The 21,222-nt window shown below is 71.6% G+C and carries 24 protein-coding genes; 13 read left to right on the top strand and 11 right to left on the bottom strand.

What is annotated here, in order from left to right:
• Positions 1-74 precede the first annotated feature (74 nt).
• Positions 75-2,141 carry a HelD family protein gene (locus OHA89_RS17300; protein ID WP_406366571.1) on the top strand — a complete coding sequence of 689 codons (2,067 nt, stop codon included), beginning with the start codon at positions 75-77 and terminating at the stop codon, positions 2,139-2,141.
• A 210-nt stretch (positions 2,142-2,351) separates the two neighbouring features.
• On the opposite strand, the gene OHA89_RS17305 is transcribed toward OHA89_RS17300, so the two are convergent.
• Entirely contained in the window at positions 2,352-3,038 is a 687-nt protein-coding gene (locus tag OHA89_RS17305) for a copper homeostasis protein CutC (protein ID WP_257555035.1), read from the bottom strand.
• A gap of 110 nt (positions 3,039-3,148) precedes the next feature.
• On the opposite strand from OHA89_RS17305, the gene OHA89_RS17310 reads away from it, so the two are divergent.
• Positions 3,149-3,817 carry a hypothetical protein gene (locus tag OHA89_RS17310; RefSeq protein ID WP_266608513.1) on the top strand — a complete coding sequence of 223 codons (669 nt, stop codon included), beginning with the start codon at positions 3,149-3,151 and terminating at the stop codon, positions 3,815-3,817.
• Between the two features lie 57 nt (positions 3,818-3,874).
• Positions 3,875-5,104, top strand: coding sequence for a Cmx/CmrA family chloramphenicol efflux MFS transporter (locus OHA89_RS17315; RefSeq protein ID WP_406368518.1), 1,230 nt, complete (start codon positions 3,875-3,877; stop codon positions 5,102-5,104).
• A 12-nt stretch (positions 5,105-5,116) separates the two neighbouring features.
• Here the strand turns inward: OHA89_RS17315 and OHA89_RS17320 are convergent, their stop codons facing one another.
• Positions 5,117-5,383 (bottom strand): DUF4031 domain-containing protein, encoded by a 267-nt coding sequence (locus OHA89_RS17320; protein ID WP_215139577.1) that lies wholly within the window; start codon positions 5,381-5,383, stop codon positions 5,117-5,119.
• Positions 5,380-5,751: a hypothetical protein gene (locus OHA89_RS17325; RefSeq protein ID WP_257555041.1), complete on the bottom strand. Its 372-nt coding sequence runs from the start codon at positions 5,749-5,751 to the stop codon at positions 5,380-5,382. The genes OHA89_RS17320 and OHA89_RS17325 overlap by 4 nt, the downstream gene beginning before the upstream one ends.
• Positions 5,752-5,906: 155 nt before the next feature.
• Here OHA89_RS17325 and OHA89_RS17330 point away from each other — a divergent pair, with 155 nt between their 5' ends.
• From OHA89_RS17330 to OHA89_RS17345, 4 genes are all read left to right on the top strand, one after another.
• Positions 5,907-6,794 carry a MurR/RpiR family transcriptional regulator gene (locus tag OHA89_RS17330; RefSeq protein WP_406366572.1) on the top strand — a complete coding sequence of 296 codons (888 nt, stop codon included), beginning with the start codon at positions 5,907-5,909 and terminating at the stop codon, positions 6,792-6,794.
• Positions 6,795-6,835: 41 nt separating this feature from the next.
• On the top strand, positions 6,836-7,771 hold the full coding sequence (gene murQ, locus OHA89_RS17335) for an N-acetylmuramic acid 6-phosphate etherase (protein WP_406366573.1): 936 nt from the start codon (positions 6,836-6,838) through the stop codon (positions 7,769-7,771).
• A gap of 16 nt (positions 7,772-7,787) precedes the next feature.
• Positions 7,788-9,278 (top strand): PTS transporter subunit EIIC, encoded by a 1,491-nt coding sequence (locus OHA89_RS17340; protein ID WP_266608521.1) that lies wholly within the window; start codon positions 7,788-7,790, stop codon positions 9,276-9,278.
• A 67-nt stretch (positions 9,279-9,345) separates the two neighbouring features.
• Positions 9,346-9,930, top strand: a complete 585-nt coding sequence (locus OHA89_RS17345) for a GNAT family N-acetyltransferase (RefSeq protein WP_406366574.1) — start codon at positions 9,346-9,348, stop codon at positions 9,928-9,930.
• A 6-nt stretch (positions 9,931-9,936) separates the two neighbouring features.
• Here the strand turns inward: OHA89_RS17345 and OHA89_RS17350 are convergent, their stop codons facing one another.
• Positions 9,937-11,388, bottom strand: coding sequence for a hypothetical protein (locus tag OHA89_RS17350; protein WP_406366575.1), 1,452 nt, complete (start codon positions 11,386-11,388; stop codon positions 9,937-9,939).
• 137 nt (positions 11,389-11,525) lie between these two features.
• Between OHA89_RS17350 and OHA89_RS17355 the strand changes: the two genes are divergently transcribed.
• A complete protein-coding gene (locus tag OHA89_RS17355) occupies positions 11,526-11,726 on the top strand; it encodes a hypothetical protein (RefSeq protein ID WP_266608527.1) in 201 nt (66 codons plus the stop codon).
• 7 nt (positions 11,727-11,733) lie between these two features.
• On the opposite strand, the gene OHA89_RS17360 is transcribed toward OHA89_RS17355, so the two are convergent.
• Together OHA89_RS17360 and OHA89_RS17365 are read right to left on the bottom strand one after the other, a co-directional pair.
• Positions 11,734-12,249, bottom strand: a complete 516-nt coding sequence (locus tag OHA89_RS17360) for an amidase (RefSeq protein WP_406366576.1) — start codon at positions 12,247-12,249, stop codon at positions 11,734-11,736.
• Positions 12,246-12,464: a hypothetical protein gene (locus OHA89_RS17365; RefSeq protein ID WP_215139585.1), complete on the bottom strand. Its 219-nt coding sequence runs from the start codon at positions 12,462-12,464 to the stop codon at positions 12,246-12,248. Before OHA89_RS17365 ends, OHA89_RS17360 begins: the two co-directional genes overlap by 4 nt.
• Positions 12,465-12,579: 115 nt before the next feature.
• On the opposite strand from OHA89_RS17365, the gene OHA89_RS17370 reads away from it, so the two are divergent.
• Together OHA89_RS17370 and OHA89_RS17375 are read left to right on the top strand one after the other, a co-directional pair.
• Positions 12,580-13,416 carry a helix-turn-helix transcriptional regulator gene (locus OHA89_RS17370; protein WP_266608531.1) on the top strand — a complete coding sequence of 279 codons (837 nt, stop codon included), beginning with the start codon at positions 12,580-12,582 and terminating at the stop codon, positions 13,414-13,416.
• Positions 13,400-13,654, top strand: coding sequence for a DUF397 domain-containing protein (locus OHA89_RS17375; RefSeq protein WP_406366577.1), 255 nt, complete (start codon positions 13,400-13,402; stop codon positions 13,652-13,654). Before OHA89_RS17370 ends, OHA89_RS17375 begins: the two co-directional genes overlap by 17 nt.
• A 3-nt stretch (positions 13,655-13,657) precedes the next feature.
• On the opposite strand, the gene OHA89_RS17380 is transcribed toward OHA89_RS17375, so the two are convergent.
• Positions 13,658-14,839, bottom strand: coding sequence for a S8 family peptidase (locus OHA89_RS17380; RefSeq protein ID WP_266608535.1), 1,182 nt, complete (start codon positions 14,837-14,839; stop codon positions 13,658-13,660).
• Positions 14,840-15,213: 374 nt separating this feature from the next.
• Here OHA89_RS17380 and OHA89_RS17385 point away from each other — a divergent pair, with 374 nt between their 5' ends.
• Entirely contained in the window at positions 15,214-15,561 is a 348-nt protein-coding gene (locus OHA89_RS17385; protein ID WP_266608537.1) for a protease inhibitor I9 family protein, read from the top strand.
• A gap of 101 nt (positions 15,562-15,662) precedes the next feature.
• Positions 15,663-17,288 carry a serine/threonine-protein kinase gene (locus OHA89_RS17390; RefSeq protein WP_266608539.1) on the top strand — a complete coding sequence of 542 codons (1,626 nt, stop codon included), beginning with the start codon at positions 15,663-15,665 and terminating at the stop codon, positions 17,286-17,288.
• A gap of 10 nt (positions 17,289-17,298) precedes the next feature.
• On the opposite strand, the gene OHA89_RS17395 is transcribed toward OHA89_RS17390, so the two are convergent.
• Both OHA89_RS17395 and OHA89_RS17400 read right to left on the bottom strand, forming a co-directional pair.
• Positions 17,299-17,964 carry a beta-glucanase gene (locus OHA89_RS17395; RefSeq protein WP_266612297.1) on the bottom strand — a complete coding sequence of 222 codons (666 nt, stop codon included), beginning with the start codon at positions 17,962-17,964 and terminating at the stop codon, positions 17,299-17,301.
• Between the two features lie 147 nt (positions 17,965-18,111).
• The gene (locus tag OHA89_RS17400; protein ID WP_266608541.1) at positions 18,112-18,726 is read right to left on the bottom strand and encodes a phosphoribosylanthranilate isomerase; all 615 of its coding nucleotides are present in this window, start codon (positions 18,724-18,726) and stop codon (positions 18,112-18,114) included.
• Positions 18,727-18,754: 28 nt separating this feature from the next.
• On the opposite strand from OHA89_RS17400, the gene OHA89_RS17405 reads away from it, so the two are divergent.
• Positions 18,755-18,904 (top strand): hypothetical protein, encoded by a 150-nt coding sequence (locus tag OHA89_RS17405; protein WP_266608543.1) that lies wholly within the window; start codon positions 18,755-18,757, stop codon positions 18,902-18,904.
• A gap of 85 nt (positions 18,905-18,989) precedes the next feature.
• Here OHA89_RS17405 and groL read toward each other — a convergent pair whose 3' ends face one another.
• Positions 18,990-20,612: a chaperonin GroEL gene (gene groL / locus OHA89_RS17410; RefSeq protein WP_257555060.1), complete on the bottom strand. Its 1,623-nt coding sequence runs from the start codon at positions 20,610-20,612 to the stop codon at positions 18,990-18,992.
• A gap of 326 nt (positions 20,613-20,938) precedes the next feature.
• Entirely contained in the window at positions 20,939-21,145 is a 207-nt protein-coding gene (locus tag OHA89_RS17415) for a cold-shock protein (RefSeq protein WP_030009783.1), read from the bottom strand.
• Positions 21,146-21,222 lie beyond the last annotated feature (77 nt).

The raw sequence follows: 21,222 nt of genomic DNA on the forward strand, positions 1-21,222 counted from the left end.
ACCACCGGGGAGAGCCGCCCACCGGTTGGAACCGGCGGGCCATCTGTTCCGTACCAGCAGCTGGAGGCAGTCCCGTGCCCGCGCACGCCCCCGAGTCCGACCTGGCCGTCAATCCCCTGACCCGCGAACGGGCCCACCTCAGCTCCTCCCGCGCCGCGCTCCGCGCCATGCGCGAGGACGTGGAGGCCCTCGACATCCGCGACGTCACCGCGAACTGGGTCAACGCGATCGTCCTCCAGGCCCAGATCGACGACCGGATCAAGGCCCTCGCCGACCTCGCCCACACCCCCCTCTTCTTCGGCCGCCTGAACTACCTGCACGCGCCGGGCGCGGAGCTCGCCGAGGGCGCGGAGGGCGAGCAGTTCTACATCGGCCGCCGTCACGTCCACGACGCCGACGGCGATCCGATGGTCATCGACTGGCGCGCGCCCGTCTCCCAGCCGTTCTACCGGGCCTCCAAGACCGACCCGCAGGACATCGCGCTGCGCCGCCGCTTCGGCTACACCGGCGGCGAGCTCACGGCGTACGAGGACGAGCACCTCTCCGACCCCGCCGAGGCGGCCGCCGTCAGCAAGCTGCTCCAGCAGGAGATCGAGCGCCCGCGCGTCGGTCCCATGCGGGACATCGTCGCGACGATCCAGCCCGAGCAGGACGAGATCGTCCGCTCCGGCCTGTCCGGCTCCGTGTGCGTGCAGGGCGGCCCGGGCACCGGGAAGACGGCGGTCGGCCTGCACCGGGTGGCGTACCTGCTGTACGCGCACCGCGACCGGCTCGCCCGTACGGGCACCCTCGTCATCGGGCCGAACCGTTCCTTCCTGCACTACATCGAGCAGGTCCTGCCCGCCCTGGGCGAGTTGGAGGTCAAGCAGGCCACCGTCGACGACCTGGTGGCGCGCGGCGGTCTGGAGGTACGCGGCACGGACCCCGCCGAAACCGCCGTGGTCAAGGGCGACGCCCGGATGGCGCAGGTGCTGCGCCGCGCGCTCGCCTCACACGTCGCGCAGCCCACCGAGCCGCTGATGGTGGTGCGCGGTTCGCGCCGCTGGCGGGTGCCCGCGTACGAGATCGCCGAGATGGTCGAGGAGCTGCAGAACCGCGACATCCGCTACGGCGCCGCCCGCGAAGCGCTGCCGCAGCGGATCGCGCACGCGGTGCTCGTACGGATGGAGCAGGCGGGCGAGGCGCCGGACGACCGCGTGCAGGACGCGGTGGCGCGCAACGCCGCCGTGAAGGCGGCGGTCAAGGAGATCTGGCCGCCGGTCGAGCCGGCGAAGCTGGTGCTGCGGCTGCTGTCGGACCCCGAGTTCCTCGCGCTGCACGCGGCGGACGTCCTGACGGCGGACGAGCAGAAGCTGCTGCTGTGGCCGAAGCCGTTCCGGAGCGTGAAGTCGGCGAAGTGGTCGGGAGCGGACCTGGTCCTGATCGACGAGGCCGCCGACCTGGTGGAGCGGACGCATTCGCTGGGCCATGTCGTACTCGACGAGGCGCAGGACCTGTCGCCGATGCAGTACCGGGCGGTGGGGCGGCGCTGCACGACGGGTTCGGCGACGGTGCTCGGCGACCTGGCGCAGGGCACCACCCCGTGGGCCACGCGCAGCTGGGACGAGGCGCTGGCGCACCTCGGGAAGCCGCAGGCGGTGGTGGAGGAGCTGACGGCGGGCTTCCGCGTGCCGCGCGAGGTGATCGCGTACGCCTCGCGGCTGCTGCCGTCCATCTCCCCGGGGCTGGCCCCGGTCTCCTCGGTGCGCGAGACGCCGGGGTCGCTGCGGATCGCGGAGACGGCGGACCTGACACCTGCGGTGATCGAGGCCTGCCGCGCCTCCCTCGCCCACGAGGGGTCGATCGGGCTGATCGCGGCGGACGCGCGGATCCCGGTCCTGGCGGAGGCCCTGGGGGCGGCGGGGCTGGCGTACCTCGCGCCGGGCGAGGAGACGACGGCGGAGTCCCGTCTGACCCTCGTCCCGGCCTCGCTGGCCAAGGGTCTGGAGTACGACTACGTGGTACTGGACGAGCCCGCCGCGATCGTCGACGGCGAGCCGGACGAGCGGACGGGCCTGCGCCGGCTGTACGTCTGCCTCACCCGAGCCGTCTCAGGCCTGACGGCCCTCCACTCGGCCCCACTGCCTCCTGAGCTGTCCTGACCTGCGGGTCCGCTGCTGGGGCTCCGCCCCAGACCCCGCGCCTCAAACGCCGGCGGGGCTGATTTTGGCTGATGTCGTCCGCACGAAAGTGCGCGCAGCGCAATCCTTAGCCCCGAGGGCTGGGTTGCCGCGCAGCGGCAATTCCAGCCCCGCCGGCGTTTGAGGCGCGGGGGTTCGGGGGCAGCGCCCCCGACAACGGCGCCGCGCCGGTCAGCCCAGTTCGGCCCGCCAGTGGGCGACGGCCGCGGCCGAGACCGGGCGGCCCCAGCCGTCGGGACGGGCCGCGCCGCCGATGTGGAAGGCGTCGATGCCGGCCGACCGCAGCACCGGCAGGTGCGACAGGGCCAGGCCCCCGCCGACCAGGATCCGCGCCCCGTACCCCGGCTCCCCCCGCCGCGCGGCCTCGGCCAGCAGCACCGGCATGCCCTCGTCGACCCCGGCCGCCGAGCCCGCCGTCAGGTAGGTGTCCAGACCGGGAAGGTCGGCCAGCGCCTTGCGCAGGCCGTCCCGGTCCGCCGCGCGGTCGATCGCCCGGTGGAAGGTCCAGCGGCAGCCGCCCAGCTCCGCCACCACGGCCTCGACCGCCGCCAGGTCGGGGGTGCCGTCCGGGTTCAGGAACCCGAGTACGAACTCCTCCGCGCCCTCCGCCCGCAGCTCCCGCGCCGCCGCCACCAGACCGGAGACCTCGCCCGCCGCGAAGCCGTCGGACTTGCGGAGCATCACCCGCAGCGGGATCTCGACCGCCGCCCTGATCGCCGCGAAGGTCTCGCGCGGCGGGGTGAGCCCGTCGGCGGCCATGTCGGTGACCAGCTCGAGTCGGTCCGCCCCACCGGCCTGGGCCGCGATCGCGTCCTCCGCGTCGAGGGCGATCACCTCCAGGAGCGCACGGTTGCTCATTCGATCCCATCCTTCGAGAAGCTGCACAAAATAGGTCTAGTCCAATATCCAGGGTACGGGCCTCCGCCCACGCTCCACCAGCAGAATCACGCCACCCCCACAATGTGCGCATGGACACAGGCACCCCGCACACCGACACCACGGCCCTCCGCGCCCGTTGGCAGGCGACCGCCATCGCCGCCGGCGTCCCCGCCGACCGGGATCCCGCCCCCTACGCCGACCGCCTGCTCGCCGCCTGGGCGGAGCCGCAGCGCCGGTACCACACCACCGCGCACCTGGCCGACGTACTGGCGCGGATCGACGTACTGGCGGACCACGCCGCCGACCTCGCGGCCGTCGAGCTGGCCGCCTGGTTCCACGACGCCGTCTACCGCCCCGACCGCTCCGAGAACGAGGAACGCAGCGCCGTCCTGGCCGAGCGCGCCCTCCCCGAGCTCGGCATAGCGCCCGCGCGCACCGCCGAGGTGGCCCGGCTGGTCCGGCTCACCGTCACCCACGACCCCGCCCCCGGCGACACCAACGGCGAGGCGCTCTGCGACGCGGACCTGGCCGTCCTGGCCGGAACGCCCGAGGCGTACGCCGCCTACGCCGCCGCCGTGCGCGCCGAGTACGGGTTCGTGCCGGACGACGCCTTCACCGCGGGCCGCGCCGAGGTGCTCCGGCAGCTGCTCGCCCTGCCGCGGCTCTTCCGCACCCCGTACGGAGCCGCCCACTGGGAGGCCCCGGCGCGCGCCAACCTGGCGGCTGAGCTGGCACGGCTCGCCCCGCGGGGAATTTGATCGCGTTCGCCACGGTTGGTGAGAGTCATGCCCGCTGATGCCGCACGCCGCCCCCGCATGCCCGTAGCCGTCTACGTCCTCGGCCTGTCCGTGTTCGCACTCGGCACCAGCGAGTTCATGCTCTCCGGGCTGCTGCCGCCCATCGCGGAGGACATGGGCGTCACCATTCCGCGGGCGGGCCTGCTCATCTCCGCTTTCGCGATCGGCATGGTCGTCGGGGCGCCGCTGCTGGCCGTGGCCACGCTACGCCTCCCTCGCCGCACCACCCTCGTCTCCCTCATCAGCCTCTTCGGCCTCGGGCAGGTCGCGGGCGCGCTGGCCCCCTCGTACGAGCTCCTCTTCGCCTCACGCGTGGTCTCCGCCCTCGCCTGCGCCGGCTTCTGGGCCGTGGGCGCTGCCGTGGCCATCGCCATGGTCGACAAGGACCAGCGAGCCCGCGCGATGGCCGTCATGATCGGCGGCTTGTCCATCGCGAACGTCCTCGGCGTGCCCGCCGGGGCCTTCCTCGGGGAGCACCTGGGCTGGCGCTCCGCGTTCTGGTCGGTCGGCGCGGCCTCCGCCGTCGCCCTCGCCGGCATCCTGGCGCTGATCCCGAAGATCCCGCTGCCCGCCGAGAAGCCCTCCCTCGGGCGGGAGCTGCGCATCTACCGCGACCGCCAGGTGTGGCTCTCCATCGGCATCACGGCCCTGGCCGCGGGCGGCGTGTTCTGCGCCTTCAGCTACCTGTCGCCGCTGCTCACGGACGTGGCGGGGCTGGACTCCGGCTGGGTTCCGTGGATCCTCGGCCTCTTCGGGGTGGGCGCGCTGGTCGGCACCACCATCGGCGGGCGGGTCGCGGACGCGCACCTGTTCGGCGTGATGATCTGGGGCATCACCGCCTCGACCGTCTTCCTGGCCGCGCTCGCCCTGCTGGCCTCGGCCGCCGCCGCGGCGATCGCCCTGTCGTTCCTGCTCGGCGTCTCGGCCTTCTTCACCGCCCCGGCGCTCAACGCCCGCATGTTCAACGTGGCCGGCGCCGCCCCGACCCTGGCCGGAGCCACCACCACCGCGGCCTTCAACCTCGGCAACACCGGCGGCCCCTGGCTCGGCGGCACCGTCATCGACGCGAACCTCGGCTTCGCCGCCACCGCCTGGGCCGGCGCCGCCATGACCGTCACGGCGATCGCCCTGACCGCACTGGCCCTCCGGCTGCACCGCCGGACCCCGCCCCCGGCCACCCGCCTGGTCGCCTCGGGCGGCACCGCCACCCCGGCCACCGGCCGGCCGCAGGCCGCGGCCCGCGGCTGACCTGCGCGGCACCTACACCGGTCGGCCCTTCGGCCGGCGCAGGCCCGCCGCCGTCAGGCGGCGGACGAGTTCCTTGCTGCCGATCTCCACCGCGCCCGCACCGACCGCGTCCGCGTAACGGTAGGAGGGCACGTCGTAGTGGTCCCGTTCGAAGGCGCGGGGCGGACAGCCGATGGCCGCCGCGAACGCGTGCAGCTCCTCGTACGAGACGTCGCTGACCAGGTGCGACCACATGCGGCCGTGACCCGGCCAGGTCGGCGGGTCGATGTAGACGGTCACGGGTGGAAGACGGGGCCGAGGGCGCCCACCGCCGCCACTCTCACGCCCGCCTCTGAGCACACCCAGTGCGGGTCGGGTCCGAGTTCCGGCTCCACGTCCAGTGCGTGCGGCTCGCCGTGCGCGCAGACCGGGCACAGCGGCCAGCGCCCGTACTTCTCCAGCAGCGCGTCCTGCACGTCCTGGGCCACGAGTCCGGGAAGGTAGCCGACCCCCTCCGGCCACTGCTCCACCCACCACCGGCGGTGCGTGACCGAGTCCTCGACGAGGGATACGACATCGGCGTCGGCGACCTCGCCGGCGGCGAGATCGGCGAGAACAAGTGCACGGGCGACGTGCAGCGCCTGTTCCAGGGGGGTTGCGTGGTCCATCTGCTCATTGTGACCCCGTACGGGCTAAGTGGCGAAGGTCCTTTCCCGGGCATGACCCATGGCTCCTTGACGCCCGGCACCGCCGAAAATAGCTTTCACGCGTGAGCAAGAGAGCGAAAGAAACTTTCAGTGGCGCAAACGGCGGCAACGGAGACGTGGAAAAGCCCGTAGCCCCGGCGCCCGCCGCGCTGCGGGCCCGCGTGCGCGCTCTCGGGCCCTCCATGACCCGCTCCATGCAGACCGTCGCCGAGGCCGTCGCCGCCGACCCCGCCGGCTGCGCCCGGCTCACCGTCTCCGCCCTCGCCGCGCGCACCGGCACCAGCGAGGCCACCGTCGTCCGCACCGCCCGCCTCCTCGGCTACCCCGGCTACCGCGACCTGCGCCTGGCGCTGGCCGCCCTCGCCGCCCAGCAGGAGTCCGGCGCCGCCCCCGCCGTCACCGTCGACATAGCCGTCGACGACCCGCTCGCCGACGTCGTCGCCAAACTCGCCCACGAGGAGGCGCAGACCCTCGCCGACACCGCCGCCGGACTCGACCTGACCCAGCTGGCCGCCGCCGTCACCGCCCTCGCGACCGCCCGCCGGATCGACGTCTACGGCATCGGCGCCTCCGCGCTCGTCGGCCAGGACCTCGCGCAGAAGCTGCTGCGCATCGGGCTCGTCGCGCACGCCCACAGCGACCCCCACCTCGCCGTCACCAACGCCGTCCAGCTGCGCCCCGGCGACGTGGCCGTCGCGATCACCCACTCCGGCTCCACCGGCGACGTGATCGAGCCCCTCCGTACGGCCTTCGAACGCGGCGCCACCACCGTCGCCCTCACCGGCCGCCCGAACGCCCCCGTCGCCCACTACGCCGATCTGGTCCTGGCCACCTCCGCCGCCCGCGAGACCCAGCTGCGCCCGGCCGCCATGTCCAGCCGCACCAGCCAGCTCCTCGTCGTCGACTGCCTCTTCGTCGGCGTGGCGCAGCAGACGTACGAGACCGCCGCCCCCGCCCTCGCCGCCTCGTACGAGGCCCTCGCCCACCGCCACACCGCCCGCTGAACCGCCCGGGAGCCCGGAGCCCGGAGTCAGGAGCCCCGACCATGACCGCGTACGCCGAACTCCGCGCCCAGCTGGAGACGCTGACCACCGAGGCCTTCCGTCCCGAACTGGCAGAGATCGACCGGCTGTCCACCCTCGACATCGCCCGCACGATGAACGCCGAGGACGCCACCGTCCCGGCCGCCGTCGCCGCGCAGCTACCGCCGATCGCCGCCGCGATCGACGCGATCGCCGCCCGCATGGCCCGCGGCGGCCGCCTGGTCTACGCGGGCGCCGGGACGGCCGGCCGGATGGGCGTCCTGGACGCCAGCGAGTGCCCGCCCACCTTCAACACCGCCCCGGCCGATGTCGTCGGCCTCATCGCGGGCGGCCCCTCCGCCGTGGTCAAGTCGGTCGAAGGCGCCGAGGACTCCAAGGAGCTGGCGGCGGAAGACCTCACCGCACTGCGCCTCACCCCCGATGACACGGTGATCGGCGTCTCGGCCTCCGGCCGCACCCCGTACGCGATCGGCGCCGTCGAGTTCGCCCGTACGCGCGGCGCGCTCACCGTCGGTCTGTCCTGCAACGCGGGCTCCGCGCTCGCGGCGGCCGCCGAGCACGGCATCGAGGTCGTCGTCGGCCCCGAACTGCTCACCGGGTCGACCCGCTTGAAGGCCGGCACGGCGCAGAAGCTCGTCCTCAACCTCATCTCGACGATCACGATGATCCGCCTGGGCAAGACCTACGGGAACCTCATGGTCGACATGCGCTCCTCGAACGAGAAGCTGCGCGCCCGGGCCCGGCGCATCGTGGCGCTGGCCACCGGCGCGCCCGACGCGGAGATCGAGGCGGCGCTGACCGCCACCGGCGGCGAGGTCAAGAACGCCATCCTCGTCGTCCTCGGCGGCGTCGACGGCCCGCAGGCCGCCGCCCTGCTGGCCTCCTCCCAGGGCCACCTCCGCGAAGCCCTGGCCGAAGCCCACACCCAGACCCGCTGACGAAGGCGACCCCCACATGTCCACTGACAAGAACCGCGCCACAGCCGCCGCGATCCTTCCTCTGGTCGGCGGCCCGGACAACATCGCTTCCATCGCGCACTGCATGACCCGGCTGCGCATCGGACTGCTGGACCGTTCGCTGGTCGACGACGAGGCCCTGCGGGCCCTGCCCGCGGTCATGGGCGTGGTCGACGACGACACCTACCAGATCGTGCTGGGGCCGGGTACGGTCGCCCGCGTCACCCCGGAGTTCGAGGCGCTGGTCGAGGAGGGCCGGCGCCCGGCCGCTGCCGCCACCGCCCCGCAGCCGGTCACGGCGGACGACCTGGCCGCCCAGGGCGCGGCGCTGAAGGAAGCTCAGAAGACCCGCAACTCGACTCCCCTCAAGCTGTTCCTGCGCCGCATCGCGAACATCTTCGTCCCGCTGATCCCGGCCCTCATCGGCTGCGGCATCATCGCCGGGCTCAACGGCGTACTGACGAACGCGGGCTGGCTGCCCGGCGTCGTCCCGGCCCTGGCCGCCATCGCCTCCGGGTTCATGTCGCTGATCGCCGTCTTCGTCGGCTACAACACGGCCAAGGAGTTCGGCGGTACGCCGATCCTCGGCGGCGCGGTCGCCGCGATCATCGTCTTCCCGGGCATCGCCAAGATCGATGCCTTCGGCCAGCACCTCTCCCCCGGCCAGGGCGGCGTCCTCGGCGCGCTCGCCGCGGCGGTGCTCGCGGTCCACGTCGAGAAGTGGTGCCGCCGGTGGGTCCCCGAGGCCCTGGACGTGCTGGTCACCCCGACCCTCACCGTCCTGATCTCGGGCCTGGTCACCATCTACGGCCTCATGTTCCTCGCCGGCGAGGCCTCCGCCGCCATCGGCACGTTCGCCGACTGGCTGCTCGCCACCGGCGGCGCCTTCGCGGGCCTGGTCCTGGGCGGCCTCTTCCTCCCCCTCGTCATGCTGGGCCTGCACCAGGCCCTGATCCCCATCCACACCACCCTCATCGAACAGTCCGGCTACACGGTCCTGCTGCCGATCCTGGCCATGGCGGGCGCGGGCCAGGTCGGCGCGGCCATCGCGGTCTACTGCCGGCTCCCGCGCAACCGTTCGCTCCGTACGACCATCAAGTCCGCGCTCCCGGCCGGTTTCCTGGGCGTGGGCGAACCCCTGATCTACGGGGTCTCCCTCCCCCTCGGCCGCCCGTTCGTCACCGCCTGCATCGGCGGCGCGGCGGGCGGGGCCTTCGTGGGCCTCTTCAACCAGCTCGGTGTTGCCTTCGGCTCCACCGCCATCGGCCCCTCGGGCTGGGCCCTGTTCCCCCTCCTCAACGGAACCTCGGGCCTGGGCGCCACCCTCGCCATCTACGCGGGCGGCCTGGTGGTGGGCTACCTGGTGGGCTTCCTCGCCACGTACTTCTTCGGCTTCACCCGCCGGATGCTGACCGACCTCAACACCGACGCGCAGCCGGACACTTCGACCACCCCCACCGACCCGGCCAAGCAACCGGCCCTGGCCTGACCCACGAGAGCCCGGCAGAGATACGGCCGGTGCTTCCGCTCAGCGGGCCCGGCGTAGGCTGCCCGGCATGGAGATACCCGCAGTTGTACCGGCCGGACGGATGAGCGCGCTGCCCCAGCCCGTCCTCAGCCTCCCCGGCGGGTGGCTGCTGCGGCCCTGGGAGCCGTACGACGCCCCCGCGTTGGTCGCTTCGGGTGGGGACCCGGACATCCAGCACTGGAACCGCACGGGCCGGTTCACCGAGGCTCGGGCCGGGGAGCGCATCGCCCGCTACCGCGCCAACTGGGAGGCCGAGAAGGCCGCGATCTGGGCCGTCGCCCCCTCCGCCGGCGGCCCGGCCGTCGGGCTGATCGGCCTGGCCGACCTCGATCTCGCGGGCGGCAGCGGCGAGATCCTGTACTGGCTGCTGCCCGCCGGGCGCGGCAGCGGGGTCATGGTGAAGGCCACGGACCGCGTCAGGCGCTGGGCCTTCGAGGACCTGGGCCTGCACCGCCTGCGGATCACCCACTCAGTGGCCAACCCGGCCTCCTGCGCGATAGCCCTGAAGGCCGGATTCCCCCTGGAGGGCACCATGCGCGGCGCCCTCCTCCACGCGGACGGCTGGCACGACGAACACCTCCACGCCCGCCTGCGCACCGACGCCCCGGTGTAGACCGGGTCACGTGGCCGGGCTCGGGACCGGGGTCGGTGTCGGGCTCTCGCCCTTCTGGGTCGAGCCGGCCTTTTCCAGGAGCTCTCGGTAGGGCATCTGCGCCGTGGAGCCGCGCACCTGCGTGAGTCCGTACCGCTCGCTGGCCTCTTCGTTCGCGATGGGGTTTTTGCCGTCGTACGTCATTCGTGCACCCGGTGGCGACACATCCACAACGACGTGCGGCTCCTTGCCTCCCACCCTCCACACTGTTACGCGCTGCGGGCCGCGGGTCACGTTCAGAATTTCACTACTGTTCGAAATGCCGGTCCGGTATCTGTATACCGCATTGAGTGGATCTCCCGGCTGGCAATCATCCTTGAGCTTCTTCCCCTCCACCAAGGAGCGCTCGTAGTCCGCGGTCATCTTCATTCTGTCTTTCCTGATCACGTACACCTCGGTCCGAGCCCTGATCGCTTCATACTTGTGAGGGTCGGCGCCCTTTATTTCAATGACCGCATCCTGGGCGACCTCTTCCCCTGGATTCAGCACGCGGCCGACCGGCGTGACGAACTCGCCATCGTAGATCAGTTCGGTTCTGGCAGGCTTGTCATCAGAAGGCTTGTCATCAGGCCTGCTGATCGCGGGCCCGCCATGGATCCAGTAGATGCTGCCGAGAATGTAGACGGGCACCTGGCCGGCGTTCTTCACGTACAGATGGACCGTCACATACACCTGCTTCGCCCCCTTGTCCATGTTCGGCTCCTTGAACTCGGCCCCACTCTGGATCAGCGGCGTCGTCACATAGGGAACATAGATCTGCGAATACGCAAGGTTGGCGGCGGCGAGAAGGGTGGAAATAATTACCCCGATCGCAATTTTCCTGGGAACATGGAGCCCCTTCCACGCCCCGCATTTGAAAAGCCCGAACAGGGCCACCGAGGACCAGACACCGAGGACTATCCCGACCACGGTGTAGCCCGTGAACCGCTCGCCGACCTGTAGCAGGAGCAGGGTGGCACTACAGAGAAGGGAAATCACGACTCCGATCACGACGACCACTCCGGAGTAACGCCACCGACGCTTGGTCCAGTAGTCGATGGCGGCCAGGGCTGCCAACGCCTCCACCAGGGCCACAGCGAGGATGGTGAGTCCCGCGATCCGTCCGCCGTACGTGAGGGCATCGCCGCTGTCCGACATTCCGATCCGGAAGAGCGGCCATGCCGTCGCGAGGAGGCCGACGGCCATGAGGAAGCAAATGGTTCGCCGCACCCACACCTGGGCCTGGTCCGGCCAGACAGTGTGGTCACCGCCGATCCACTGCCACTGCATCTCGTGCCCCGGTTCCACACCGGCACGATCCAGGATTCTTCGGAGTTCCTTGAGGGACTGAGCCCTGCCCACGCGCTTGCCGTCGACCAAAACCTGCCGCAAGCCGAGGTCTTCAGGCGCCCCCACGGTTACCTGGGGCGTGTTCTCCATGACACCAGCCTGCCGCTCGATCGCGGGCGGCGCCTCTCGTGCGCCCCCTTGTGCGCCCCCACCAGGGTGCGCCCGACGCGCTGCAGAGGGAGGCTGGTGTTGACGCGTTGGTATCGCTCGCCCCCGGAGGAGTTTCCATGCGTACCCGAATTCTCGCGTTCACCGCCGCCCTTGTACTGGCCGCCCTCGGCGCCGCCGTCCCCGTTGCGCAGGCAGCCGTACCGGCTGTCCCCGGACCGACGTGCGAGTCCAAACAGGGAACGGTGGAGTACGACTCCGCCACCGGCCAGTGGAACTGCGTGGGCGGCGAGCACGACGGCGAACGCATCACCAGCTGAATACGGCTCAGCCGGCCGCGGTACGCAGGACCCGCACCAGGTCATCGACGTCGTAGCCGAGCTTCGGCCCGCGCTCCGCGGCCATCAGCAGCAGCTGGCCCACGATCTCCGCGCCCCAGCCGTCCGTACCGTCCGCCGACCACTCCCACAGCTTCTCGATGCCGAGTCCGGTCATGAGCAGCCCGTGCCCGGTACGGATCTCGGCGCACAGGTCCGCGACCGCGTCCAGCAGCCGCACACCCGGCCGCTCGCACCGCAGCCCCAGGCACCCGCCGAAGTCCTCGACCACGCACCCCTGCGGCGGGCTCGCCCTGAGCCGCTCGTAGCCCGGATCGTCGAACCCCGGGTACCCGTCCACCGGACAGTGGACCAGCGTGAACCGCTGCCACCCCGGCGGCGGAGGCGGCTGCGGGCACCCCGCCGCCGAACCGAAGGACACGCGCGGCGCCAGCGCGGTCTCCAGGCCGCGCAGCTTCCAGCCGAGTTCGAAGGCGAACTCCGCCGCGTCGACGGACTCGCTCACGCGCGTGCCCTCTCGTGCAGTACGGCGGCCAGCCGGAGCGCGGTGTCCAGGTTGCAGCGGCCGAGGTCGACCAGGGGCATCCCGTACGTACCGGCCGCGGAGACCCGCTCCACGCCCAGCGACGGGAAGACCACCCCCACCCCGTCCAGCGCGCCCTTCAGCTGCCGCACGGTCTCCTCGGCCGCGAGCATCCGCTCCTTCGCCGTCATCACCATGACATGTCACCTTTCTACTCTGCGTGTTCACGTTCCGCACACAGCGTGGCGACGGGCTGGCTAGCCTTTCAAGGAAGCACCGAGAACAACCCCACCTGTTGGCCCGGGAGTCGCCATGGCAGGTAAGAACCTCGATCCCTCCTCCTCACCCCGCGCCCTGCTCGGCGCCGAGCTGCGCGTGGCGCGCGAGCGCGCCGGACTGAGCCAGGCCGAACTCGGCGAACCGCTCTTCGTCAGCGGCTCGTTCATCGGCCAGCTCGAAGCGGGCACGCGCCGGATGCACATCGAATTCGCGCGACAGATAGACGACATCCTCGACACGAACGGCTTCTTCGCCCGCAACTGCGGCGCGGCGGCCAAGTCCAAGTACCCGGACCACTTCGCGGCGGCGGCCGAGGCGGAGGCCCTGGCGACATCGATCCGGGAGTACGCGCCCCAGCTGATCCCCGGCTTGCTCCAGACGGAGGCGTACGCGCGGGAGGTCTTCCGCGCCTACCAGCCGACGGCGACGGAAGAGACCATCGACGAGCTGGTCGCGAACCGGCTGGCTCGCGCCGCGCTACTCGGGGATCCAACAACCCCACTGTTTTGGTGCGTGCTTGACGAGGGAGTTCTGCGCCGGTCCGGAGACAATCCGGCGATCATGGCCGAGGCGCTGCGACACATTGCGAGCCTGATCCGATCGCACCGGATCATCGTGCAGGTACTCCCGTTCAGTGCGGGCCCGCACGCAGCCATGGAGGGCTCCCTCAAGCTGATGTCCTTTGAGGACGCTCCCCCACTGGCCTACGTACAAGGCATGAGCACAGGCCAGCTGTTCGACGATCCGGCCACCGTTACCCATCACGCCCTGGCCTACGATCTGCTCACGGCCAACGCGCTGTCACCGCGCAAGTCCCTGGCCCTGATCGAGTCGGTGGCGGAGGATTACGAGCATGATCAGCACGCCTGAGTACGACCTGTCGGCGGCCATCTGGCACAAGTCCAGCTACAGCGGCGGAAGCGGCGGCGACTGCCTGGAGATGGCCACCTGGCGGAAGTCCACCCACAGCGACGCCAGCGGCGGCAACTGCCTCGAAGTCGCCGACGGCCACCCCACCCTCGTCCCCGTCCGGGACTCCAAGCAGCCCGAAGGCCCGCACGTGGTGTTCCACGCACGGGCCTGGGCCGAGTTCGTCAGAACCCTCTGACGGTCAGAGACCGCCGGAGTTCAGCAGTACGTTCGGGCTGGTCTTGCTGACGCTCTTCAGGACGTCCTTGGTGGCCTCACTGTCCAGGAACTCGTTGAGCTCCGCCGGGTCCGCGTTCGGGTGTGCCTGCTTGTAGAGGGCGGCCACACCCGCGACGTGCGGGGCGGCCATCGACGTGCCGTCGAGGGCCACGCTGCCGCCGCCGAGCTTCGCGGAGACAATGGCCTGGCCGGGGGCGTAGAGGGAGACGCACGTGCCGTAGTTGGAGAAGTCCGTCTCCTCGTCCCACTCGTTGGATGCGGCGACCGTGATCACGCGGGCGGCGGACGCGGGCGAGACGTTGCACGCGTCCTTCGCGGAGTTGCCCGCCGCGATGACCGGCAGCACGCCCGCGTCGGACAGGGCGGTCGCGGCGTTGTTGACCGCCTCCGACCTGTCCCCGCCCAGGGAGCCGTTCATCACCGCCGGCTGCTTGGCGTTCTTGGCGATCCAGTCCATGCCCGCGATGATCCCCGACCACGTGCCCTTGCCGTCGCAGCCGAGGACGCGGACGCTGACCAGGTTCGCCTTGCGCGCCACGCCGTACGTCCTGCCCGCCACCGTGCCCGCGACGTGCGTGCCGTGGCCCTGGCAGTCCTGGCCGTTGCGGCCGTCACCGATCGCGTCGTAGCCGAAGGTGGCCCGGTCGCCGAACTCGGTGTGCTTGTAGTCGATGCCGGTGTCGAGGATGTACGCGGTCACCCCGGCGCCGTTGCCTTCGGTGGTGAAGCTGTTGTCGAGGGGCAGTTCCTTCTGGTCGATCCGGTCCTGGCCCCAGGAGTTCGACGGGGCCCGCGTGCCCGCCGGCGAGGTCGGCATCGGCAGGGACTGGACCGAGGCGTCCTCCTCCACCTTCTCCACGCCCAGGCTGTTGCGGACGAGCGTCAGCTCGAGCGAGGTCAGCGGTACCGCGAAGCCGCTCATCGCCGTCGTGTAGACGAACGACGGCTTCAGGCCCAGCTTCTTGGCGACCTTCGCCGCGTCCTGACCCTTCTGCAGGGTCACGATGTACTTGCCGGGCACCGGGTTCTCGGCCTTGAGCAGCGGGGCCGGGGTCGGCTCCGGGGCGGCGGCGGAGGCGGAGCCGGCCGCGATCGGAGGCACGGTGAGGAGGGCAGCGGTGGCCAGGCGTGCGAGCAGGCGCATGAAAGGAACTCCCTGACGGAGTGGAACGGTCGGCATGGGTGAGCCGCCCCCGCGGCAACAAGTGCTCTGCGGGTGCGGCCCTCCCTTCCATCGGTGCCACCTCCAACCGGCTTGAACCGCCGCCCCCGCCTGGCCCATCACCCGCCAGTTCCGTCAACACGGCGCGTCCGACAAACTGCAGAAAGGGTGAACCCCTTCTGCCGTCAAGGCCGCGCCCCGGCGCGTACGGTCCCGGCGGCCCCGGCGGCCCCGGCAAGATCACCCGTACGGCTCGCCCCCACACCGGGGAGCGCACGGCCGGTGCGCCGCCCTGTGCCCCCGCCTCACCCCCGGACCTCGTTGACCTGCACCGCAGCGCGTGATGGCCTCCACCCATGCGCAACCGTCTGAGCCGAGCCCTGCCCGTGGCCGTCGCCGTACTGGCCGCCGTCACCGTCGCCCTGCCCGTGTCCGCAGCCGCCGCCACAGCCACCGCCGCCGTACCCGTGTCCCTCACGGCCCCCGCCGACCACGCCACGTACATCGTCACCGTGCACCCGGGCCTCGACCCGGCCGCCGTCGCGGACGCCTACGGGATCACCCCGCTGCACGTCTACCGCGACACCCTGAACGGCTTCGCCGCCCGCCTCTCCCCCGAGCAGGTCGATGCCCTGCGGACGACCGCGGTCGTGAAATCGGTCGAGGAGGACGGCGGCGCGTCCTCGTTCGGCCCCGCAGTCTGACCGTCTGACCGTCCGACCTCGGTTCCCCTGCCCTGCCCGACGCCTCGTTAGGGTGAGGCGGATCAACTCATCGGTTGATCGGGGGAATCGGGGGGAGACCGATGAACAGCGCGACCGAGGTGTTCCAGCCGCTGCGGGCGGACGATCCGCAGACCGTGCCCGGCTACCGCCTCGCGGCCCGGCTCGGCGCGGGCGGCATGGGCCGGGTCTACCTGTCCCACACCCAGGGCGGCCGCCCGGTGGCCATCAAGGTGGTACGGCCGGAACTGGCCGAAGACCCGGCGTTCCGGCGGCGGTTCCGCCGGGAGGTGGAGGCGGCCAGGCGGGTCCGGGGCGCGTACACCGCCGAGCTGATCGACGCCGAGGCGGACGGAACCCCGCCCTGGCTGGCCACCCTGTACGTGCCGGGGCCCTCGCTGTCGGAGGCCGTCGCCCGGCGCGGACCGCTGCCGGTGCCCGCGGTGCTGTGGCTGGTGGCGGGGGTGGCCGAAGCCCTCCAGGCCATCCACGGTGCGGGCATCGTGCACCGGGACCTGAAGCCGTCGAACGTGCTCCTGGCCGCCGACGGGCCCCGTGTCATCGACTTCGGCATCTCGCTGGCCTCCGACACCACTGCGGGCACCGCCACGGGCAGCGCCATCGGCACGCCCCAGTACATGTCCCCCGAGCAGGCGTCGGCGGGCGAGGTCACGGCGGCCAGCGACGTCTTCGCGCTGGGCCAGACCGCCGCGTTCGCCGCGCTGGGCGAGCCGTTGTACGGAGACGGCCCCTCCGTGAGCGTGCTGTTCCGGATCGTGCACTCGGAGCCCGACCTGACCCGGCTGCCGGAGTCACTGCGCCCGCTGATCGCCCGCTGCCTGGCAGCCGATCCGGCGGAACGGGCCACCCCGGCGGAAATCGTGACGTGGTGCAGGCAGCGGCTGGGCAAGGACGCCGACGCGGGCGGCGGACCGGCCGTCTGGCGGGAGGTGACCGGGCCGGAGGTGCTGGTCCCGGCTCCGGTCCCGCATCCCACCGCGGTGCACACGCGGCCGCTGGTCGGGCAGCATCTGCAGCCGCCGGCGCCGATGGTCTGGCAGCCGCCGCCGACGGCTCCGCTCACGCCGGAGGAACGGCGCAAGCGCAGGCGGCGTACCGCTCTGATCGCCACCACGGTGGTGACGGCGTCGGCACTGCTGCTGACCGGCCTGGCCTGGACGGTCATGGACGCGGCGGACCGGGTGCGCGAACGGGAGGCGGCCGCGGCCAAGTCGTCCGGCCCGGCGAGCGGCGGCAAGGCATCCGGGCCGGGAACCTCCGGATCCGCGTCGGGCACGCCGGAGGCGTCGCCCAAGGCGTCCAAGCCGCCCGCGGCCGTCCCCTTCGCCTCCGTCTTCCTGGACGAGAAGAGCTCGATCGGCATCAAGGACCCCGTCAAGCGCCAGGACCGCGCGGGGGACATCCGTCTGGAGTGCGATGACCAGTGCGATCTGGTGAGCGACACGAGCGTGTTCACCCTGTTGTACGCCGACCCCGGCACCGGCAGCTACGACACGTGCCGCCTGCTCACGAAGGCCAGTACGCAGCACACGCTCCCGCTGGCCGCGACGGCGGGCGGCAGCGAGATCTGCGTCAGGCACCCGTCGGGGGACATCGCGCTGCTCGTGCTCCAGACCAAGTCGGTCGCACGGCCGAAGGCCGTGCCGCCCCTGATCACCGCGGACATGACGGTCTGGCGCGCGGGCTAGCGCGGCCGGCCTAGCGCCGGTACACCGCCAACCGCGAGACCTCGTACGCCATTTCCGTCACCCCCGGGCCGGGCGCCGGGTGGTAGCGGCCGGCCGATACGGAGAGGTTCACGATGAGGTACGCCCGCCAGGAGCGGCCCACGCCCTTGTGATCGGCGTACACGCGGGCGCCGTTGACCCACCAGACGACCGAGCTCCTGCCGAACTCGACCTTGAGGTCGACCCAGGCCCCGGGCCGGACCGACGGGTCGCGGTAGTAGCAGTGGGCCTCGCGGACGTGGTTCGAGAGCTCGAGCAGATCCGGGTTGTCGGGGTGGTACTCGAAGACGTCGATCTCCTGGCCGCCGTCCCGCCAGGTCCAGATCGCGGGCCAAGCCCCCACCTCCACGGGGAGTTTCACCCGCGCCTCCAGCACGTCGCCGGTGCGCACCGCGAACTCCTCGTCGCTGCCCTCGGTGGTGAGCAGTCCGGTGTCCCAGTTGCCGTCGGGGCGCGGTGTCGCCCGGAAGACGCCGCCGCGGCTGTAGGCGGGGTCGGCGACGAGGTGGTCGAGCTTGTTGTCCCCGGGGTTGGTCGGGCCGCCGTCGGGATAGGCCCAGGAGCGGCCCGCCACCCACTGGGTGGCGGAGGCGAAGTCGGCGGTGAAGACGGGGGTGCGGCGGGGCGAGGGCAGCATCGGCCCGCGGCCGCCCTCACCGCCCGGAGCGAGGCGGCGCGTCAGGCGCCGCAGCCATGCGAGCGTGTCCGTGACCATGGGGTTTCTCTGCCCCGGGGAGAGCGGGCCACGCCAGAGTTCTCGCAGGGAGTAATCACACAAACACGTTCAGCGAGTGGCGGCCGGGCCGCGTGCCGCCTCGATGAAGGCGCGGATCAGCTCAGGGGACTTCACGCCGCGCGCCCGCTCCACCCCGCTGGACACGTCCACGCCCCAGGCGCCGGTGGCCTCGACGGCCTCCCGGACGGTGGCGGGGGTGAGCCCGCCCGCGAGCAGCCACTGCCCCTCGGGCGGGGTGAACTCGGCGGAGCCCCAGTTCCACGGCTTGCCGGAGCCGGGGTCCGGGGCGTCGAGCAGCAGCAGGTCCTCGCCGTACTCACCGCAGCGCTCCACGTGCTCGGCGGTGGCCCGGATGAGCCTGCGCCCCGGCGCGCGCAGTTCCTCGTAGTACTCCGGGCCCTCGTCCCCGTGGAGCTGTACGGCGCGCACCCCGCTCTCCTCGGTGAGCCGGCGCACCTCCTCGACCGGCTGCCCGCGGAACACCCCGACGGTGAGCACCGAGTCCGGCACCCGCCCGGCCAGCTCCCGCGCGGTGGCGGCATCGACCGTACGCGGACTGCCGGGGGCGAAGACGAACCCGACGGCGTCCGCCCCGGCGCCGACGGCCACGTCGACGTCATGGGCGGTCCGCAGCCCGCAGATCTTGATGAACGGTTCCGTCATACGTCGTAGTCAACCCCAGAACGGCCGGATGGACGACAACGGGGTGGAGATCACCGCAGGCGGTCCGAATGCCGGACTCGACCCGCGCCGCCTGGCACACGCCCTCGACGCCTCGCTGAACATCGCCCTGGGCGACGACCACGAGCAGGTCGTCTTCGTCGCGCGCACAGCCGCCTGAACGCCCGAGGGCGGCACCCCCCGTGGGGAGTGCCGCCCTCGTTCGAGAACAGCCGATCAACCTTCAGGCCGGAGCCAGGGGTCGATCAGAAGTCCATGTCACCGCCCGGCATGCCGCCCGGGGCGCCGGCGCCGGCCTTCTCGGGCTTGTCGGCGATGACGGCCTCGGTGGTGAGGAAGAGGGCCGCGATGGACGCCGCGTTCTGCAGGGCAGAGCGGGTGACCTTCGCCGGGTCGATGATGCCCTCGGCGATCATGTCGACGTACTCGCCGGTCGCGGCGTTCAGGCCCCAGCCAACCGTCAGATTGCGGACCTTCTCCACGACGACGCCACCCTCGAGACCACCGTTGACGGCGATCTGCTTGAGCGGGGCCTCGAGCGCGAGCTTCACGGCGTTGGCGCCGGTCGCCTCGTCACCCGACAGGTCGAGCTTCTCGAAGACCGAGGAGGCCTGGAGCAGGGCCACGCCGCCACCGGCGACGATGCCCTCCTCGACGGCAGCCTTCGCGTTGCGAACGGCGTCCTCGATGCGGTGCTTGCGCTCCTTGAGCTCGACCTCGGTCGCGGCTCCGGCCTTGATGACCGCAACACCGCCGGCGAGCTTCGCCAGGCGCTCCTGCAGCTTCTCGCGGTCGTAGTCCGAGTCGGAGTTCTCGATCTCGGCGCGGATCTGGTTCACGCGACCGGCGACCTGGTCGCTGTCACCCGAACCGTCGACGATGGTGGTCTCGTCCTTGGTGATGACGACCTTGCGGGCGCGGCCGAGCAGGTCGAGACCGGCGTTCTCGAGCTTGAGGCCGACCTCCTCGGAGATGACCGTGCCGCCCGTGAGGATGGCGATGTCGCCGAGCATGGCCTTGCGGCGGTCGCCGAAGCCCGGGGCCTTGACGGCGACGGACTTGAAGGTGCCGCGGATCTTGTTGACGACCAGGGTCGACAGGGCCTCGCCCTCGACGTCCTCGGCGATGATCAGCAGCGGCTTGCCGGACTGCATGACCTTCTCCAGGAGCGGCAGCAGGTCCTTGACCGAGCCGATCTTGGAGTTGACGATCAGGATGTACGGGTCGTCGAGCGACGCCTCCATACGCTCCATGTCGGTGGCGAAGTACGCCGAGATGTAGCCCTTGTCGAAGCGCATGCCCTCGGTGAGCTCGAGCTCCAGACCGAAGGTCTGCGACTCCTCGACGGTGATGACGCCTTCCTTGCCGACCTTGTCCATCGCCTCGGCGATGAGCTCGCCGATCTGGGTGTCAGCGGCGGAGATGGAGGCCGTCGAAGCGATCTGCTCCTTGGTCTCGACATCCTTCGCCTGCTCGAGCAGGGCGCCCGAGACGGCCTCGACGGCCTTCTCGATGCCACGCTTGAGGGCCATCGGGTTGGCGCCGGCGGCCACGTTGCGCAGGCCCTCGCGGACCAGCGCCTGGGCGAGCACGGTGGCCGTGGTCGTACCGTCGCCGGCGACGTCGTCCGTCTTCTTGGCGACTTCCTTGACCAGCTCGGCGCCGATCTTCTCGTACGGGTCCTCGAGCTCGATCTCCTTGGCGATGGAGACACCATCGTTGGTGATCGTGGGGGCGCCCCACTTCTTCTCAAGGACGACGTTGCGACCCTTGGGGCCAAGGGTGACCTTGACGGCGTCGGCGAGCTGGTTCATCCCACGCTCGAGACCGCGCCGGGCCTCCTCGTCGAACGCAATGATCTTGGCCATCTGAAGTGGTCCTCCAGGACTGGGGTTCCCCCTGGGCCGCCAGGCCTGAGGGGACGGTGGATTGCTCCGGACCGCGCCCGCGCCCGCGACGGACGGCCTGCATGCCCGGCGGTTCCTTCCCGCCGGACCCTGCTGGGCCTCACCGACCCGGTCCTCGATTTGGTAGCACTCTCACCTGGAGAGTGCTAACGCCAATGATTAGCACTCGACCCCCACGAGTGCAAGCGGCTTGGGTGAACACCCCCGGGAACGCGCGAGGGGCCCACATCCCGTGTCCAGGATGTGGGCCCCTCACAAGTACGCGTGGGCGGTCGATCGCGCCGGGACTAGCCGAGTGCGAGCTTGACCATGTCCGCCTGCGGACCCTTCTGGCCCTGCGAGATCTCGAACTCGACCCGCTGACCCTCTTCAAGGGTGCGGTACCCGTCCATCTGGATGGCGCTGTAGTGGACGAACACATCCGCACCACCGTCGACCGCGATGAAGCCGTAGCCCTTCTCCGCGTTGAACCACTTGACGGTGCCCTGAGCCATGCCTAACTCCCCTATTACTGGCCCTTGCGCAGGAACGCACTTCGCGGTCCCGGGTCATCACTTGCGTCGGAACGCGT

Source organism: Streptomyces sp. NBC_01546 (assembly GCF_045208355.1).
Classification (GTDB): domain Bacteria; phylum Actinomycetota; class Actinomycetes; order Streptomycetales; family Streptomycetaceae; genus Streptomyces.

Excerpts from the sequence above, each read along its gene's own strand:
- OHA89_RS17305 (WP_257555035.1), bottom strand. The coding sequence starts at position 3,038 with ATGAGCAACCGTGCGCTCCTGGAGGTGATCGCCCTCGACGCGGAGGAC.
- OHA89_RS17310 (WP_266608513.1), top strand. The coding sequence starts at position 3,149 with ATGGACACAGGCACCCCGCACACCGACACCACGGCCCTCCGCGCCCGT.
- OHA89_RS17315 (WP_406368518.1), top strand. The coding sequence starts at position 3,875 with ATGCCCGTAGCCGTCTACGTCCTCGGCCTGTCCGTGTTCGCACTCGGC.
- OHA89_RS17325 (WP_257555041.1), bottom strand. The coding sequence starts at position 5,751 with ATGGACCACGCAACCCCCCTGGAACAGGCGCTGCACGTCGCCCGTGCA.
- murQ (WP_406366573.1), top strand. The coding sequence starts at position 6,836 with ATGACCGCGTACGCCGAACTCCGCGCCCAGCTGGAGACGCTGACCACC.
- OHA89_RS17340 (WP_266608521.1), top strand. The coding sequence starts at position 7,788 with ATGTCCACTGACAAGAACCGCGCCACAGCCGCCGCGATCCTTCCTCTG.
- OHA89_RS17345 (WP_406366574.1), top strand. The coding sequence starts at position 9,346 with ATGGAGATACCCGCAGTTGTACCGGCCGGACGGATGAGCGCGCTGCCC.
- OHA89_RS17350 (WP_406366575.1), bottom strand. The coding sequence starts at position 11,388 with ATGGAGAACACGCCCCAGGTAACCGTGGGGGCGCCTGAAGACCTCGGC.
- OHA89_RS17355 (WP_266608527.1), top strand. The coding sequence starts at position 11,526 with ATGCGTACCCGAATTCTCGCGTTCACCGCCGCCCTTGTACTGGCCGCC.
- OHA89_RS17365 (WP_215139585.1), bottom strand. The coding sequence starts at position 12,464 with ATGGTGATGACGGCGAAGGAGCGGATGCTCGCGGCCGAGGAGACCGTG.
- OHA89_RS17370 (WP_266608531.1), top strand. The coding sequence starts at position 12,580 with ATGGCAGGTAAGAACCTCGATCCCTCCTCCTCACCCCGCGCCCTGCTC.
- OHA89_RS17375 (WP_406366577.1), top strand. The coding sequence starts at position 13,400 with ATGATCAGCACGCCTGAGTACGACCTGTCGGCGGCCATCTGGCACAAG.
- OHA89_RS17380 (WP_266608535.1), bottom strand. The coding sequence starts at position 14,839 with ATGCGCCTGCTCGCACGCCTGGCCACCGCTGCCCTCCTCACCGTGCCT.
- OHA89_RS17385 (WP_266608537.1), top strand. The coding sequence starts at position 15,214 with ATGCGCAACCGTCTGAGCCGAGCCCTGCCCGTGGCCGTCGCCGTACTG.
- OHA89_RS17390 (WP_266608539.1), top strand. The coding sequence starts at position 15,663 with ATGAACAGCGCGACCGAGGTGTTCCAGCCGCTGCGGGCGGACGATCCG.
- OHA89_RS17395 (WP_266612297.1), bottom strand. The coding sequence starts at position 17,964 with ATGCTGCCCTCGCCCCGCCGCACCCCCGTCTTCACCGCCGACTTCGCC.
- OHA89_RS17400 (WP_266608541.1), bottom strand. The coding sequence starts at position 18,726 with ATGACGGAACCGTTCATCAAGATCTGCGGGCTGCGGACCGCCCATGAC.
- OHA89_RS17405 (WP_266608543.1), top strand. The coding sequence starts at position 18,755 with ATGGACGACAACGGGGTGGAGATCACCGCAGGCGGTCCGAATGCCGGA.
- groL (WP_257555060.1), bottom strand. The coding sequence starts at position 20,612 with ATGGCCAAGATCATTGCGTTCGACGAGGAGGCCCGGCGCGGTCTCGAG.
- OHA89_RS17415 (WP_030009783.1), bottom strand. The coding sequence starts at position 21,145 with ATGGCTCAGGGCACCGTCAAGTGGTTCAACGCGGAGAAGGGCTACGGC.